Source organism: Bacillus sp. SRB_8, from assembly GCF_003264205.1.
Lineage (GTDB): Bacteria > Bacillota > Bacilli > Bacillales > Bacillaceae_G > Bacillus_A > Bacillus_A mycoides.
Genome location: NZ_NADT01000069.1, coordinates 318 through 16,420, shown reverse-complemented (window position 1 = coordinate 16,420; position 16,103 = coordinate 318). Strand labels below are relative to the sequence as shown.

The 16,103-nt window shown below is 34.0% G+C and carries 16 protein-coding genes, 9 tRNA genes and 1 pseudogene; 3 read left to right on the top strand and 23 right to left on the bottom strand.

Annotation, left to right across the window (positions count from 1 at the left end):
• Nucleotides 1-437: 437 nt before the first annotated feature.
• Together B5P40_RS30740 and B5P40_RS30735 are read right to left on the bottom strand one after the other, a co-directional pair.
• Nucleotides 438-899, bottom strand: a complete 462-nt coding sequence (locus B5P40_RS30740) for an NUDIX hydrolase (protein WP_113710468.1) — start codon at nt 897-899, stop codon at nt 438-440.
• 150 nt (nt 900-1,049) lie between these two features.
• Nucleotides 1,050-1,769, bottom strand: coding sequence for a YebC/PmpR family DNA-binding transcriptional regulator (locus B5P40_RS30735; RefSeq protein ID WP_002113875.1), 720 nt, complete (start codon nt 1,767-1,769; stop codon nt 1,050-1,052).
• A gap of 649 nt (nt 1,770-2,418) precedes the next feature.
• Here B5P40_RS30735 and B5P40_RS30730 point away from each other — a divergent pair.
• Complete coding sequence (locus tag B5P40_RS30730) at nt 2,419-2,739, top strand: DUF3884 family protein (protein WP_002125076.1); 321 nt, start codon at nt 2,419-2,421, stop codon at nt 2,737-2,739.
• 751 nt (nt 2,740-3,490) lie between these two features.
• Here B5P40_RS30730 and B5P40_RS30725 read toward each other — a convergent pair.
• The 7 genes and pseudogenes from B5P40_RS30725 to B5P40_RS30685 form a co-directional block, all read right to left on the bottom strand.
• Nucleotides 3,491-3,946 carry an SMI1/KNR4 family protein gene (locus B5P40_RS30725; protein ID WP_113710467.1) on the bottom strand — a complete coding sequence of 152 codons (456 nt, stop codon included), beginning with the start codon at nt 3,944-3,946 and terminating at the stop codon, nt 3,491-3,493.
• Between the two features lie 15 nt (nt 3,947-3,961).
• A complete protein-coding gene (locus B5P40_RS30720; RefSeq protein ID WP_113710466.1) occupies nt 3,962-4,414 on the bottom strand; it encodes a YrhA family protein in 453 nt (150 codons plus the stop codon).
• A 153-nt stretch (nt 4,415-4,567) separates the two neighbouring features.
• On the bottom strand, nt 4,568-5,140 hold the full coding sequence (locus B5P40_RS30710; RefSeq protein WP_002138281.1) for an imm11 family protein: 573 nt from the start codon (nt 5,138-5,140) through the stop codon (nt 4,568-4,570).
• A 42-nt stretch (nt 5,141-5,182) separates the two neighbouring features.
• Nucleotides 5,183-5,869 (bottom strand): annotated as a pseudogene (locus B5P40_RS30705) (AHH domain-containing protein); the annotation flags it as partial.
• 655 nt (nt 5,870-6,524) lie between these two features.
• A complete protein-coding gene (locus B5P40_RS30695) occupies nt 6,525-6,815 on the bottom strand; it encodes a chromosome segregation protein SMC (RefSeq protein WP_113710463.1) in 291 nt (96 codons plus the stop codon).
• A gap of 118 nt (nt 6,816-6,933) precedes the next feature.
• The gene (locus tag B5P40_RS30690) at nt 6,934-7,242 is read right to left on the bottom strand and encodes a hypothetical protein (RefSeq protein WP_113710462.1); all 309 of its coding nucleotides are present in this window, start codon (nt 7,240-7,242) and stop codon (nt 6,934-6,936) included.
• Between the two features lie 356 nt (nt 7,243-7,598).
• A complete protein-coding gene (locus B5P40_RS30685; protein ID WP_113710461.1) occupies nt 7,599-8,123 on the bottom strand; it encodes a hypothetical protein in 525 nt (174 codons plus the stop codon).
• An 888-nt stretch (nt 8,124-9,011) separates the two neighbouring features.
• Here B5P40_RS30685 and B5P40_RS30680 point away from each other — a divergent pair.
• Entirely contained in the window at nt 9,012-9,302 is a 291-nt protein-coding gene (locus B5P40_RS30680) for a hypothetical protein (RefSeq protein WP_113710460.1), read from the top strand.
• A 196-nt stretch (nt 9,303-9,498) separates the two neighbouring features.
• On the top strand, nt 9,499-10,053 hold the full coding sequence (locus B5P40_RS30675; protein ID WP_113710459.1) for a recombinase family protein: 555 nt from the start codon (nt 9,499-9,501) through the stop codon (nt 10,051-10,053).
• A gap of 530 nt (nt 10,054-10,583) precedes the next feature.
• On the opposite strand, the gene B5P40_RS30665 is transcribed toward B5P40_RS30675, so the two are convergent.
• From B5P40_RS30665 to B5P40_RS30605, 14 genes are all read right to left on the bottom strand, one after another.
• Entirely contained in the window at nt 10,584-10,814 is a 231-nt protein-coding gene (locus tag B5P40_RS30665) for a hypothetical protein (RefSeq protein WP_113710457.1), read from the bottom strand.
• 285 nt (nt 10,815-11,099) lie between these two features.
• Nucleotides 11,100-11,333: a hypothetical protein gene (locus B5P40_RS30660; protein WP_113710456.1), complete on the bottom strand. Its 234-nt coding sequence runs from the start codon at nt 11,331-11,333 to the stop codon at nt 11,100-11,102.
• Between the two features lie 306 nt (nt 11,334-11,639).
• The gene (locus B5P40_RS30655) at nt 11,640-12,905 is read right to left on the bottom strand and encodes a DEAD/DEAH box helicase family protein (RefSeq protein WP_113710455.1); all 1,266 of its coding nucleotides are present in this window, start codon (nt 12,903-12,905) and stop codon (nt 11,640-11,642) included.
• 189 nt (nt 12,906-13,094) lie between these two features.
• Complete coding sequence (locus B5P40_RS33020) at nt 13,095-13,268, bottom strand: hypothetical protein (RefSeq protein ID WP_181462975.1); 174 nt, start codon at nt 13,266-13,268, stop codon at nt 13,095-13,097.
• Between the two features lie 768 nt (nt 13,269-14,036).
• On the bottom strand, nt 14,037-15,029 hold the full coding sequence (locus B5P40_RS30650; RefSeq protein ID WP_113710454.1) for a tyrosine-type recombinase/integrase: 993 nt from the start codon (nt 15,027-15,029) through the stop codon (nt 14,037-14,039).
• Nucleotides 15,030-15,245: 216 nt separating this feature from the next.
• Nucleotides 15,246-15,327 (bottom strand) — tRNA-Leu (locus B5P40_RS30645).
• A gap of 9 nt (nt 15,328-15,336) precedes the next feature.
• Nucleotides 15,337-15,407 (bottom strand) — tRNA-Cys (locus B5P40_RS30640).
• Between the two features lie 14 nt (nt 15,408-15,421).
• Nucleotides 15,422-15,496 (bottom strand) — tRNA-Gly (locus B5P40_RS30635).
• A 5-nt stretch (nt 15,497-15,501) separates the two neighbouring features.
• Nucleotides 15,502-15,576, bottom strand: a tRNA-Gln gene (locus tag B5P40_RS30630).
• Nucleotides 15,577-15,641: 65 nt separating this feature from the next.
• Nucleotides 15,642-15,717 (bottom strand) — tRNA-His (locus B5P40_RS30625).
• A 19-nt stretch (nt 15,718-15,736) separates the two neighbouring features.
• Nucleotides 15,737-15,810, bottom strand: a tRNA-Trp gene (locus tag B5P40_RS30620).
• 8 nt (nt 15,811-15,818) lie between these two features.
• Nucleotides 15,819-15,902 (bottom strand) — tRNA-Tyr (locus tag B5P40_RS30615).
• A 10-nt stretch (nt 15,903-15,912) separates the two neighbouring features.
• Nucleotides 15,913-15,988: transfer RNA gene (locus B5P40_RS30610), tRNA-Thr, on the bottom strand.
• Between the two features lie 14 nt (nt 15,989-16,002).
• Nucleotides 16,003-16,078 (bottom strand) — tRNA-Phe (locus B5P40_RS30605).
• Between the last annotated feature and the right edge of the window lie 25 nt (nt 16,079-16,103).

Genomic DNA, 16,103 nt, shown 5'->3' with positions numbered 1-16,103 from the left:
TTACAACATTGTAAGGTGTAAAAATGTATTGTATCACAGTCCCTTTTTATCTACTATTCATATGAAATGTTGAATATACATTTATTTATCACACTATTTATAGGAAGTAGGACTCTCCTTAATTTCACTTTATTCTTTTATTATATCAGTTTATACATTTATACTTTTAAACATCTAGCAATCTAATTATATACGATATATCACCATTATACAGAACGAACGTTCTATAAATCAATACTAGCTTTCGGATTATCTCGCTATTTGTGTGCAGTAAGAATTCTCCCTCAAAACTTGGCTAAAGCTATGAAATTAGGTGGTAGTCCTGCTTCCTCCACCAATTATTAGCCTACACTTTATTATTGTGACCTTTTTCTGAAACAGTATACATAAAGAAAAGGTTAGCAATTTGAGCTGTCCTCAAATAACTAACCTTTTCTTTACAACCTTCCTATAAGATTATATGGCTGAACTTCCCATGTTTCGTATGGAATAAAATGCATTGCTTTCATCCCATCAAGTGTCCTTGATTTCATATGAGGACGCGTTATATACTCATCAATGTTCTCTTCGTTTAAAGCAACAAATTTAGCCTCTTGTATTTCTTCAGATTGAATTTTTATTTCACCACTAACATATGCTACTTTAAAAACAACAGCTACAATATGCATAGAAGCATTATAATAAATCCCTGTAACTCCGATAGGCTTCACAGTTAATCCTGTTTCCTCCATTATTTCTCTGCAAACAGCTTGATCGAGCGCTTCCCCTTCTTCTACCTGTCCTCCAGGCATTTCCCACGTATCTGCTCGCCAGTGCACTTTCGTTAAAAGCACCTCATTCTTTTCATTTGTTAAATAACCTGCTACGGCAACAATATGCTTTGGTGTTTTATGCTCCACAGAAATACCTCCTAGAAATATGATTATTTAAAATACAAACCTATAACCATATTCCCTAGCAGCTACAAAATACCTTTAATACTTTACCACCTTAATTAACTCCATAAAAAAAGACCCTATCCGTTAAAGGAAAGGGTCTTCTGTCTTATATTATTCCCCTAAGTCTACGTTGTGGTAAACTTGCTGTACATCTTCTAAATCTTCTAATGCATCAACCATTTTTTCAAATTGGACTTGAGCATCTTCAGGAAGTTCTACATCACTTTGTGCAAGCATTGTTAATTCTGCAACTGTAAATTCTTCAACACCAGCACCTTTAAGTGCAGATTGTACTGAATGGAACTGATCAGGTTCAGCATAAACGATAACAGAATCTTCTTCTTCTAGAATGTCACGTGCATCTACATCTGCTTCCATTAAGATTTCAAGAACTTCATCTGATGTTTTACCTTCAAGACCGATAACAGCTGTCGCATCAAACATGTAAGCGACAGAACCGTTTACACCCATGTTACCACTGTTTTTGCTAAATGCAGCTCGTACATCTGCTGCAGTACGGTTTACGTTATTTGTCAGTGTATCTACAATTACCATAGATCCGTTTGGTCCAAAGCCTTCATAACGAAGCTCGTCATAGTTTTCTTCTGAACCGCCTTTTGCCTTTTCAATCGCACGGTCAATAATTGTTCTTGGCACGTTGTATGTTTTCGCACGTTCTAATACAACTCTTAACGTTTGGTTTGATTCTGGATCTGGCTCGCCTTGTTTTGCTGCCACATAAATTTCACGTCCAAATTTCGCGTATATACGGCTTGTATTTGCATCTTTTGATGCTTTTTTTTCTTTAATATTGTTCCATTTACGGCCCATACTTTCCACTCTCTTTCCCATTTTAAATCTACATAAAAATATTAATATGAAATATAATGTGTATTCAACACATTTTTAAAAGAAATATAAAAAGTTCATTTTTGATTCATATTACAGACATAATATAAATCACTATCATTTTGTTCTTTTGACAAGTTATATTATACATGAATTCCTAAGTTTATTACGAATTTTAGAATCACATAGCATAATTTAACAAAAAAAACCCTAACATTTCTGTTAGGGTCTTTTTAGGTGACATTTATATAGAGTGCTACCCTTAAAATCCTTTATTTTAAAGTATTTTAAAAATTTTGAGCTTCTTTAAACATGATAAATTAAAATGAAACGGAGCCAAAATGGAATCATATTAAATAACTGACACCTTTTACTTTCATTTCTCTCCCTGGATTAAATTTATCATATTTCATTTATTACTGTGATGATTTATTTTATTATTTCTCGCTAAACAATAAGAAACAGGGCAAAGCTGCCATGTCCTTTTAAAGATTTGTTATGAACTATTCATTATCAAACTAAAGTTATTCCTTTTCGTTCCTCTACTAATCCCATAATATTTCCTTAATTACTTTCTATTGCTGTATAATTAAAATAGGAAAAAATTTGAAAAAAAGATGGGGGGAGAATTATGACACATTCAAATGAGAAAAAATCACATGGTTTTAAAGGAATAGGAGAGAAGTTAAACCCAACTATCTATCAAGTGAGATTCATAAAATTGGATGGTCCAATTCAATTTGATTCGTTCCCTAAATTAAAGGAATTAGGGGACTGGTTGAGTACTTCAACGCAAATATGGTCGTGTCACTCAACTATGTACAAGTACAACAGAGAAGAGTTTGAAAAGAAGTTTTTCGAAATTACGAAATTACCAGCTGATAATGTGGTAATTTCAACTGGTGGTATCGGATTTAACTTCATGTCACCAGGGTGGAGAGATTCTCTCTAGAGTGCTCGAAAAAATTCTTGTATATGTAATATTCTACTGAAATTTTATAAAAGGATAAAACCGAAAGTTCGGTTTTATCCTTTTAATACTTCATAGTTTCTTCCAACTGTATCTAAAGTTCGTCACTTACTCACCGCACACTACCCCAACGCACTATTAGTGCTTATTTTGTAGTGTAAAAAAAACACAAAAAAACTCTACACAATTAGTGTAGAGCCTTGATGTTAAGCCGTTCGTGATACCGATGGTCGGGGTCGAACCGACACTCCCGAAGGAACACGATTTTGAGTCGGTTATGAACGAGTTTTATTTGTATTTATTATTATCATTATGTGATATTACAGTATATTCAACCGTTAATTGTGGTTATCATCTTACATTCTATTCGTACGATTAACTAATAATATTAATTATAAGTTAATTCTTCTAATCGTTGCAAGCAATTTGAAGAATTATTTCTTATTGTTTTAATTAATAGATAAGAAAAGTTAATACTACTTAAACGTATAATCTATCTATTTAGCCCCTAAAAAACGTTAATATACAATAGGAAGAAACTCGTTTATAAAAATAACATATTTGAAATAAATTTCTTATAGCCCTTCCTACTATGAATCTAAATCTATATTTTTTAAAAATGAAGATATAAATTTCACAGCAAAATCAACAAAAAATCCTGACTAACTTTGTAATTACACATAAAAAAAGACTTATGTATTCTTTACATAAGCTTTTTGTTACTCTTAATTAATCATTCGTCCTCGTCTTCAAACTCATATAAGCTATTAAGTAATTCTGTAAAAGATGAACAAACAGGATATATTGCTTCTTCTATATCCTCTTCTTCATGTTCCCAAAACACAACGATTGGGGCTTCAGGATTATTTCGGTAATCAAAACATAAGTGATTTCCAAATGAATCTTTACCAAAAGGATATACCTTGTCTATTAATCCGTCTTTTATATCTTCATATACTTGAAGAATAGAATTTCTACTTTCTAAATCAAAAGTTAAAAGTTTACTAAACACATTTTCATCTTGCCCTGATATATCAAATATTTTAGGACGTGGGTAGCCACCATCATATTTTTTCACACACTCAATAAAATCAATAGGAAATTTGACGCCCAAATATTTTTCTACTTGCTGAATTTCTTTATCTGTAATTTCTTTTTTACTTATTCCAATCCAAGTAACCTTATTCATATATAGTCCTCCTTATTACAAAAGGGCTGTTTTCAATGCTTCTTCTAGCATTGTATTGAAATCATTATATGTTTTCATCACTGTTCCCGATGGTTTATCAGGTTCTAAGTAAGTACCGTCAGATAGGTTTTTACAAAACCAAGCAATACTTGAATCTCCAAAGAAAAGATACTCTTTTTGAAATTCATTTTCATACCAAATCCCATTCGTGTCTATAAATCCACAAATCGGTTCGTTTCTTTCTGTTTCTAGTAAAGAAGAGTCAACTCCATAAATAACTAGTCCACCAAAATCTAAACCATTTACGTTTTTAATAAACTCCTCAAATTCACTCGGTAAATCGACATTAAATTTCTCTTTTACGTGTTCTCTTAATCTATGAACTTCAGTATCCGTTGCGGGTGTATTCAGCTTATAATTAACACTTTTCAGTATATCTCCAATTTCCAAAATCATATTTTCCCACATATAAAAACCTCTTTCTAAGTGTATTTATTCTCCTTTAGGATGGGTATTATATTGGGTATAGACCAAGTTATTTCTGCACTATCTCCATCTTGTAAGTGTCTAGTTAATGTAAACCATTGCTTCAACCTCTATCAGTTATTTTAGGACTTTCTTTTACATATTTGCCTCTGAATCCCATACCTCTACAAATTCAAAACCTTCTAAATCACTCTCTAAAACTACATTTCTAAATTCGTCAGACACTAAAACAGTAGAGGAGTGTAATCTTTGATTTAAATAGGTTTTAAATATTATCTGCCCCTCAACTATATTAGGTAAAAATGCGTATTTTTCGAAACCTATTATTAATCCTGTACTTAGTTTTTCAAAAACTGCTTTATTGTAGTCAATTGCATCAATTGTATTTAAAACGTTTATTAGGTAATAAACTTCACCTGTAACATCATGGGTTAGCGGAAGGAACTCAACATTATTACAAATTAGAGGTTCTAATACCTCTTTTGCTTTTCTACTAACCATTGGCGTGCCAAGTTCCCCCCAGAACATAGGACAATCACTATGGTTATCTCCTTCTACACATTCAACAAGAATTTCTCCCCATGAATCAGATAGCTTTATTGCCAAATCAATTTTTTCATCGAAATATTTTTTACGGTCTTCTTTCAAATTTAATAGTTGAAAAGATTTATAGTTATCAAATAAACTTTTTAATTGCCAAATTTTCATACCTTTTACTCCTTTATAATTCAATTGGTAAAACAATTAAGATTATTTAGGTTGATTTAGTTTTAAACTACCGTCCAATAACCTTTCTCTTATATTCTGCAAAGCTGCAACTGCATCTGCTTGATTACCCCCAAAGCGTTTAACTTCGCTTAATACTCTGTATACTTCTCTTATATACTCTGGACTATGATTACCTATATGTAATGCTTCAGTAGTTACATAATCGTTCACTTTATATGGTAAAAATACCCCATTAGCAGCAGAATCATGATGTATTCCAAACTCTTCTAATAGTTCTTGTACCTGTGCCGCCCTACCATCATTCCAAGGTACAATATGATGTGCCGCGTTAGGATACGGTGGTGGTTCAATTCCTGCTTCTTTAAGTTCTGCACGCAATTTTTGAGATGCTGTATACGAATCGGGATAATCATTTTTTACATTTACTCTATCAAGAACTTTCTCAGCATAATCTTGTATGACTTCTTGTACATCTTTGACCCTACTTCTTCCACCAGTTTTGGAAAACATAAATGTATCACGGGCTTCTTGTAAAGCTTCAAAGGTTTTTATCTGATTGCTACCAAAGCCACTAGTACCTGCAAATGCAAAGCGATCTGTCAACGCTAATTTATTCGCAACAGAAGAGATTCCTGTAGAAAACTTTGCCCCCTTTGCTAGTGTAGTGACTTTGCTTATTCCTTTGTCACCAGCTACCCCTAATGTAAGAGGATATTTAAAACTACTAATTTACGACTGCGATATTGTTCTGACGTATGTAGAAAGTCAGCTAGAAGGAAAACGGAACGAAACAGTAGAATACGCAACACTTTAGCAAAATGAGGGCTTGGTATAAAGGCTTTTCTAATCCGAAAAATGAAGGTCAGGTATATTCGGGTGTGTAGCAATGGAACAAAATCACGCAACAAGCATTAGCGGACATTAGGAATCTGTTCTATAAAGAACTGGATTCCTTTTCTGTCTTCATTTGGGGTTCAGCCGAGATATGTGTAAAGATAGGTCATACCCTTACTTTTATTTTCAGTCAAATAGGGGTGGAAGTATCAAACTCTACTACTATAACAAACCCAACACATCTAAAAAGATAAACACTGGTATCATCGTAATGACATATATAAGAATTTTACAAATAAAATGAATCTTAATACCTAACTTATCCGGAAGAAGCCATATCGACAAACCCAACAGCGTACGCCCTACAGCTAAATATAATTGAGGTAGAAGAACATTATCCATTCTTACCTCCATATACTCTTTACCAGACTCAAACAATACAGCATATAGGATCAATATAATGAAATAAAGAATAAACACTTTCACATAACTTTTCCATTTGTTTTTTCTCAACTTATAAAAACGCCTTTTATTTTCCATTCCCAGCGATGCCCTCAACGATTTCCCTTGCTGATTTTCTGTTCTTGTTTATCTCACTAATATCACTTAATCCTTTATGCACGTCAGCAAAGCCCTGTTCGAATGTGGCTTGTAATCCTTTATGTACATTCTTTAAATCGTCCAACTTACTTTCTACTGAGGTTGAGGTTTCCCTACCATTTAACTCATCTAAACCATCGCCTATGCTATTCACTTTCTTTTCCATTTCACATACCTTTACATATATCTGTTGAATCAGTTTCTTCTCATTTTCTGTCATCGCAGCAAGACCTCCTAAAAAGTTTTTAGAAACCATCGCAAAATTATTTTTATCAAAATGGCTACTTATTATTAACAAATGGCAAGGTACACCCTCTTGAAGTAAAGACTCCGTTAGCTTAATAAAATTCTGCTACCTCTTTGCAGTGTTTTTCTAATTCCTTTAATGTAAATAACTGTGTCTTCGGATACTCGGATGAGGTTTCCTTAGTATAAGTTAAATGCACAATTGCATATTTTTCTAATTCAATAATCCAATAAATCACATCGTCATTATCTTCTCTCTTTGCTACTGCAACAGCCTTTTTTCCGTAGAGAATGTGATTTGTAGATAACTCCCTATTTAGTTCATCATTAAGAAATTCTGCCAAGTTATTCGTGATGACCCACCACGGTTCCTCCAAAAAGCCTTTTAGTATATCCTTCATAGAAAGCTACCTCTTTCGTATTTTTTTCTTCAGCTTGTTTCACTAAACTGCCCCGTTAGTTTAATTATAGGGTAGCCCCCTATCAAGTAAAAGTTAATTTCGTTAGAATCGCCCTCAGCAACACGCTATTGTGCATGGAAAGGTTTTAAAAATATAGTGTATTTTGTTTGGACATCAGACCGACCATATGAGAGGGGTCGCCCCACCCATGTACCCCTTTTCCAGCCATACAGCTTAATGACTTGCGGTTGACCACTTTCTACAATATTTACCTCGTCACTATTACTATCCTTCCCCGTATAATAAAAAGAGAGTATTGAGTGATCTCAATACTCTTTTCATGGTTATTGTTCTAATCAACTAGGGTACAAAGTGATATATTGACCATTTAAGTGATTAAGATAGGAGATTTTTACCCCCTCAACCAAGTTTTCATTTTCAAGTTCCTTAATAATTTCTTTTGCAGCCTTTTTAACATCTAGTACATAATTAAAAATTTGGGCAACCGCCATTCCCATTCCTCCACCATCACAATCGCCGTTCCCAGTCCAAAATAAACTTTCATCAATTATATCTTGCATGTAATGTCTTTTTTTGTATGTTTCTTGGATTTTATCTTTTTTATAGTTATATTCCACTAAAAGAGTAATTAGGTCATGTTCTTCTATATATCGAAACCCTTCTTTAATCTTTTGATTAACTAATTCATCTATTGATTCATTTGCTTTTTCAGATAATGACAACTGTATTTCTCTTGTTTCTCCTATATCTCCAACAGAACCAGAATGAACTTTTAATATCATTCCATCTTTCCAAATATACCAATATAAAAATCCATTACCACCCTTCTTAATCAATTTAGTCAATAGATCTCTTGTCAATTGAATCACTCCTATCGAATTTATTAGTATGTCCTATTACTAATATCCCCCCCGCCAGCGTCTTTAATACCTATTTTTATATAATTAAAAGTTAGTAGATTACACGAGATAATACGAGATTACACGAGGTTTCACTGGATTACACTGACATGCACAGGTTAACACTGATAAACATAAAAATTATTGTATAAAACTTGCTTTGATTTTTTTTTCTAAAAAAGTAATTTAAAAATTTTAGTAGAACCCTAATCTTCCGCACTAAAAGTTTAACTTGTTGTAGGTATGGGAAGGTAAATTCCATTTAATACCATATAGATTCCGCAAACCATAGCATATATTTTCCAGACGGCAGACCGCCTCCTAGACACCCCCGCCCCCCCATAGGGTGGGGTATCTAAATATATAAAACTAAAGGGCGTCGCAACGTTACCGCACATTGTCCTCGCTGATCTCGTTCATTACTTGCTTGTCAATTGTTCTTTCTTTATTCGTTTGTTTGTTCTTCTTTCATTGTTCTTTCCCTACTGGTGTCCTCGCTATCCTGTCATTGCTGTTGGTGTTGCCATGCACTTAGCACCACTGTTAATATCCTACTATTGTATGTGTAGTGGTGTGGTAGTGAGTGTCATTGTGCCCCTACCAGTTACATGAGTCTTAATAATGGAGGTTGATTATGAACCTCTATTCACCTCCACAGCAAGGATTATATTTTGATTGTCCTTTTCGATTGGGGCACATCCCTTGTTATTACGTTACAAAACAGCCCCAGTCAGAAATGTTGGGGGGTGTATTATTCTTAATTAAATTGACAGATAATTTAGTTTAAAAAGGGATTGGTTTTATGGTAAAATATTGAATATTGAAAAAAATAGGTAAGGGAGTTATAAAATGAAATCTAATAAAAAAGTATCTGCAATAATAGATTCAGTAGGAAACTATGAAAATGGATTTGAAGATATAGTAGAATTATCCATAGGATGTAAATTCTCTGACTGCACTCATACAACCGAACCTAACTGTGCAGTTAAAAAAGCAATTTCTGAAGGTATTCTCTCAGATGAAACATTTAATCACTATTATAGATTTAAAAACGAAACAGAATATGTCTCTAAGCAAAAGAATAAAACTAAGGCTATTGATTATATGAAAAATTTGAAGCTTTTTGAAGATCCTAGTTAAGAACATACTGGATGGTATAAGATATTTTAAAATCGGTTTCCTATTTTGGAAGTCGATTTTTTATATTTTATTTATAATGAACAGTGTCATAACTTAATAGTATTGACACCGAAAAGTCATTGCAGTATTATCAAGGTATCAATCGGTGTCATAACTTAGTGTCATAAACGAACCGTAAAAAAGGGGATAATACATAATGAAATACGGATACGCACGAGTAAGTACGGTGTCACAGGAATTAGAGGTACAATTAACAGCATTAGAAAATGAGGGCTGTGACAAGATTTATTCTGAGAAGTTTACAGGAACTAAATCAGATAGACCACAATTACAAGAAGTTCTTTCAATCCTAAAAGAAGGTGATACATTAGTTGTCACTAAACTAGATAGATTAGCAAGAAACACTGTTGAGGGAATCGAGATCGTAAAAGGACTATTTTCTAAAGGTGTAAGAGTTCATGTTTTAAATGTGGGACTATTAGAAGATACGACAATGGGAAGGTTCTTTTTAACTACATTATTAGCAGTGGCAGAAATGGAAAGAAACTTAATTGTAGAACGTACTCAGGAAGGCAAAGCCATTGCTAAACAGCGTGACGACTTTAGAGAAGGGCGTCCAAATAAATACAGTAAAAAACAGATAGAACACGCTTTAGGGCTACTAGAAACCCACTCATATAAGCAAGTGGAGGAAATCACAGGTATTAGTAAAAGTACACTTATTAGGGCTAAAAAGAAGGCTAACAGCTAATACTGATGGTCTCTCTTTATTTTTGGCTGTTCCACTGTGCAGAAAAAAATATTCTGAGACGAATGTATAAAGAGGGCGTTGAAGTGGAAAAAGTGATAATTGCATAGAAAAGCACAACTAATCCATTCTAATGAATGTGGTCGTATCAAGGGCTGAACACTATTTTTCAACATTTCACTGATTGTGCATTCCATAACTGAATTCACACATAAAATTACGATGTATAGTAAAACCCCTCAGAAATAACCTGAGAGGTTTCATATACTATTAAGATTATGGTCACTATTTAGCTAGTTTCATAAACAAGCCATAACAATCTTTTCTACTCTTACCGTTTACAATACTTCTAATAGTTGCCTTTGTGACAGGAAACATTGTTTCTAGCTGGTGTGGTTGTAATCCTTCCCCCTTGTTTAGATACAGTATTTTATATACGCCCTTATCTGTCAAATTTACGTTGTTAAATCCAATACCATTCATAAACACCTTTCCTTTCCAAATAATTTAGCCTTTTAATCCACTTTTCTTATTCAATTATCATAATCTTCTTCATGTGGATTCTCATCAATTGGTTCTAGGTCTATAATTAAACGCTTAACAATTCCTTTTTCATCTGTTTCACCAAGTACAGAAAACCAACCTCCATTACTTTCTGTCTTTATTTGTAGTCCTAAAATATCACAGTCCCCTAATCGAATAGTTTCTGTATCTGTAGCAAACTCCCCTAAATAAATAGTGCCATTCTTAACGTTTGTTTTCATTGTTAGTACCTCCAAGTATTTTTTTAGGGCTTGAATCAGCCCTTACATATAGGTACTTGCAATTTCATTTCATAATAGGACATCAGATTGATAATTTTTTTATAAGATCAATATCATAAGGGGTTTTTGTGTGAAAAGATCATGTTGTGGATTAACCTAACTAATACAAGTTCTTTTATAATTGAAGTTCTTCTAAAACTAAACACTTCATCCTTTGCTGATACCCAGTACTATCTATCATAAAGAACTTCGAATGGTGATTATAAAATATAAAAGGATAGGCGATTATGCCCATCCTCGTCTTTTCTTATATTCTTGGTCAACTTCTTCTATACATTCCTTCGAACAGAACATTGAACCTGTCGGGCTATATACGTCACAGTAAATCCAAATATAATATCCACCATCCTCAGATTCTTTAGGAACATATATAACTTTGTCGCAATGTCTACAGCGATAGTGCCAATGCCCTTTGTATTTCTTCTTATATGGATTGTAAGAATATCGTTCTAGTTCCAAGCCATTTCCTCCTATACTTATATCATGTTATTGATTTTTTATTCTACCTCGGCTACGCCTCGTGTTCGGGCAAAGAATGCCCTCACCACTATTTCTAGAAATAATACTATTCTATATAGCTATTAAAGTATGCCCTGAATAATCACGAAGAGGGGTAGCTTAGGCTATCCCTTGTAGTGTTATTCGGGATTGTCTTTTAATACTTATAACATTTTTATATCTTTCTTATAAGGAAACATTCAAGAAACCCATTGTTATCAAGGGTTACAGCGTTTCTTTACTAAGCAATAAAAGTAGAGAAAGTAATTAAATTTCATTATTGAGGTACTGTTCCAACAACGTTCTCATTCGCTTAGATGGAATAAAAACATCTATTGATTTTCCTGTACGAATACGACTGCGGAAAAGCCATTGAAGTAGTTCTGATAATGCAAATAAATCACCATTAAGCTGTATACCTTGCTTATTAAAAAAGTGTTTTATCAAAGGATTTGTATAAATGTTAGCTAAATAGATACATGTCCTTTTATGTTGGAATTGGTTTGTAGCACGTGCATTTACACTTACAAAGTGTTCTTTCAACCCCATAGGTGCGAGGCTATCTTTAAACTCTTTAAAAGTAGTCCACATGACCTCAGTAGTAGGTACATTACATTTATTACGGTAGAAGTTATAAGCGTTATCTCTAATGACTTTCTTTGTATCCTTATTTTTAGTTTTCTTTTTTAAATCAGACACACTAAAATAATTATGCTTATTTCCCATCTTGTTCATATCCTTTTTATCTTTAAGTGAAAGATAATAGATGTTAATCAGTTCCTTCAAATGTGAACGGACTTCATTTTTAAAAGACACATATGGTGCTAACTTATAGTTACTACCTTCCTTTACAACTGATTTAAAGACATACTCTTGACCGAATAAATCAAAATAAGCACGTTGAATCTGTCCATCAAACATATAGGTCAGAATAAAAACTTCCTCAAAACGCTTAAATATTTCCACAGGGAAGATCCAATATACTGCACTCGGTTCATTTGCTTTGTCTTCATACATCATTAAGTTCCCTGAATAAGCTAGGTTCCTCAATTTTTCAAAGTACCCTTTTCTATAATCAAGTTGCTTCCAGTGAACAACACCGTTTTGATCTACTCCAATTACCTCGTTTTCTGTTAGCATTTTTAAGTCATCTTTTGAAACATCTACTTGTTCAATAACATCCATAACTTCATCTAGGATTAGCGTGTAATTCTCCATGTCTAACAAATCAACGACTTCACTATTTATATTTCTAAAAAGTGAATGTGTAGAAACAATGTTTTTACCTTCTGAGATGAGACGTTTTATATCTTCTAGCTTTGTTTCTCCTTTACAATCAGCTTGTGGTTGGTGAAAGTTACGATTAACAGAAGTAATTATTCTTTCTACCTCATTTATAAAGGGGGTAATGTAAATAAATTTTTGATACGCTGGTGCGTTCTTCATGAACTGTATTGCCCAACTAGTTTTACCACTACCCATAATTGAATCAATAATGTTAATTTTTGTTTGTACTGGACGTTTTAATAACATACCTAAACTCCTTTTCCTCTATAGTTCTGTAAGATTCGTCTTACATATACTTACTTGCAGGAAAAGGATAAAATAGGACATGTAAATTTGATTAGTAGTAATCATTTTTTATCAGTTATTAAGTAAATCACACCAATATACTCACTTGTCATGGTTATTTTCAGATACTATATTTTCATCTCTAAATATTTAATGCTTGATTCTCTTTAAGTCAGGTTCATACTTATGTTTTTTCTCTATAAAAATTTCATATGTTATCTGTACACAAAAATCTAATATAGCTTCCTCATCCATTATTTCATACCTAAACTTCTCATTTTGAAAATCTTTTAATTCAAGTAACATTTCTTTTCTACTTTTCATTTCTCTGTTTCCCCTTATATTTATTTTCCACTTTCTTAGTTAAAAGTAATTACTTTTTCTACAAATATCCGTAATTAGTGGTATTTAAAATGTGTTAAATCACTTGACTTTAGGTTTTACTTTTCGCTGAATTAACTAGATTTGTCTAGGAAATATTGGACAGAAGAATGACTACCTTTACAACACTTAAAAAAATTAAGTGCTATAAAAAGCAGACGTTCTTTAATACTGAATTGAACTGAGTTTGCTGAGGTTCCATCGTATCACCTCGTTTGAACACTAGATTTTCACCTACAACGAACTTTTAACATGTCATGCTTGTCCAACATGCTGAAAAATTTAGGAAAGGAATTATACTGCTGACATATCCTTAATTACTCGGAACCTAATGTATCTTTCTTATTCGTTGCTACCTGTACCGTAGTACACCAAGCAACCACCAAACTGATTATGTGCGTTCTCCACATAGACTAGACACAAGCAAACGAGGAAAGCTTCTAACGTGCCTACGAACCCCATTTTCTGACGTTGGCTGGTTCTCACCTGTTCAAGTGTTTATCGTGGTGTTAGGTCATTCCCACGTTCGGAAATCCCTGCACTTACACTTGTAAAAAGGCAATAACTAACTACGCCCCTTGCTATCCATTTTTCAAAAATGGTATAATACAAGTGCTAAATGTACGGAATATCCGGTATTTAGTTTTAAAATATAACTTTTAATTTTGAGTCACCTACTGCAATAGGTGGCTTTTTTCTTGTTCAACATTTTTATAAATTTCGTTTTTCAAGTACTTTTAATGGTGAAAATTTTTTATGACTCTCTTGTACATCAGTCCCAAATAAATTAACGTATGTCTTCACAATTTCCATGCTTGTATGCCCCAAAATTGCTTGGAGTTCAAATATATTTGCCCCTTGTTGTACACTTAACTTTGCAAACGTATGACGGAAGGTATGTGGACTACAACGGACATTTTTTATTTGTGCTTTTTCGCCATAGATCGCAATTCTCTGTTGAATCCCTCTCTTTGTTAAAGCAGTGCCATCAATTGTTACAAATAATGCATCTGTTTCAACATAACCCCGAATAGCAATATATTTTTTCATCTGTTGTTTCATTTCTCTTTGTATAGGAACTAATCGTTCTCTATACGTCTTGGCATTGCGAATACAAACAAAATTGTCCTCCCAACGAATATCAGCTAATGAAATACCCACAAGTTCATTGATACGAATTCCAGTTTCTAAAAGTAACATCATAATTGTATAATCACGAACCCCAGTAAATGATTTTAAATCGGGTTGCCGGAATAAGTGATTCAATTGTTGTTTAGTAAACGTTGGAATGATTGGCTTTCTATCTTTTAATAAAGAAATATTCTCCATAGGGTTATTGGGAATGTGTTTATTTTTATATAGAAAGTTAAAAAAAGCACGTAATGCCCTTAAACGAGTATTAATGGAGATAACCTTTGTTCCCTTGTACTTTCGCATATATAGAATGACATTTTCCTTTATATGTTCTTCTGTAACGTTATATGGCTTTAATTGTTTTACGTCGATATCTTGTTCTGTTAATAAGTTAAAAAACGTCGCAAGTTCATTACGGTAATATCGCATCGTATAAGGTCTTAAATTACGGATATCGCAATCTTTTAAAAAGAGATTCACTGCATCCTCAAACGTTTCTACATACGATTTTGTTTTACGCCGCATAATAGCTAACTCTCCATCGTCTAAAACATTGCTACGTCTTGCCATTAGCGAATACCCCCTTTAGTGAATTAAACTTACTACATACGATTAGAAGGCATTACGTTAACCTATAAGAATTAACTTATTAGGCGATAAATTAACATTAATTTGAACACAAAAAAAGCGTCCCCACAAAGTAGGAACGCTTGATATTACTGTATATTCACGTTTAATTGAAGATAAAAACAAATAAAAAAAGACGATTACTCGTCTTTTAACCGATACCGATGGTCGGGGTCGAACCGACACTCCCGAAGGAACACGATTTTGAGTCGTGCGCGTCTGCCAATTCCGCCACATCGGCATAAAAGAAAGGCGGCAACCGGATTTGAACCGGTGGTAAAGGTTTTGCAGACCTCTGCCTTACCACTTGGCTATGCCGCCATATGAAGTTAAAATGGAGCGGAAGACGGGATTCGAACCCGCGACCCCAACCTTGGCAAGGTTGTATTCTACCACTGAACTACTTCCGCAAAAATGGCTGGGCTAGCTGGATTCGAACCAGCGCATGACGGAGTCAAAGTCCGTTGCCTTACCGCTTGGCTATAGCCCACCGAAGTTTTACTTAATTATATGTAAGTATCCATTAATTTATTTGTAATTTTTAAAAAATAAAAATGGGGCGACTGATGGGAATTGAACCCACGAATGCCGGAGCCACAATCCGGTGCGTTAACCACTTCGCCACAACCGCCATGTTGTGTTTATATATTTGGCAGGGGCAGTAGGAATTGAACCCACACTGGAGGTTTTGGAGACCTCAGTTCTACCTTTAAACTATGCCCCTATGTAAAATGGTGGAGGGGGGCAGATTCGAACTGCCGAACCCGAAGGAGCGGATTTACAGTCCGCCGCGTTTAGCCACTTCGCTACCCCTCCGAAACTTACATGGTGCCGGCTAGAGGACTTGAACCCCCAACCTACTGATTACAAGTCAGTTGCTCTACCAATTGAGCTAAGCCGGCATATTTTATTAAAATGGTGGCTCGGGACGGAATCGAACCGCCGACACGAGGATTTTCAGTCCTCTGCTCTACCGACTGAGCTACCGAGCCTTATTAAAATGGCGGTCCCGACCGG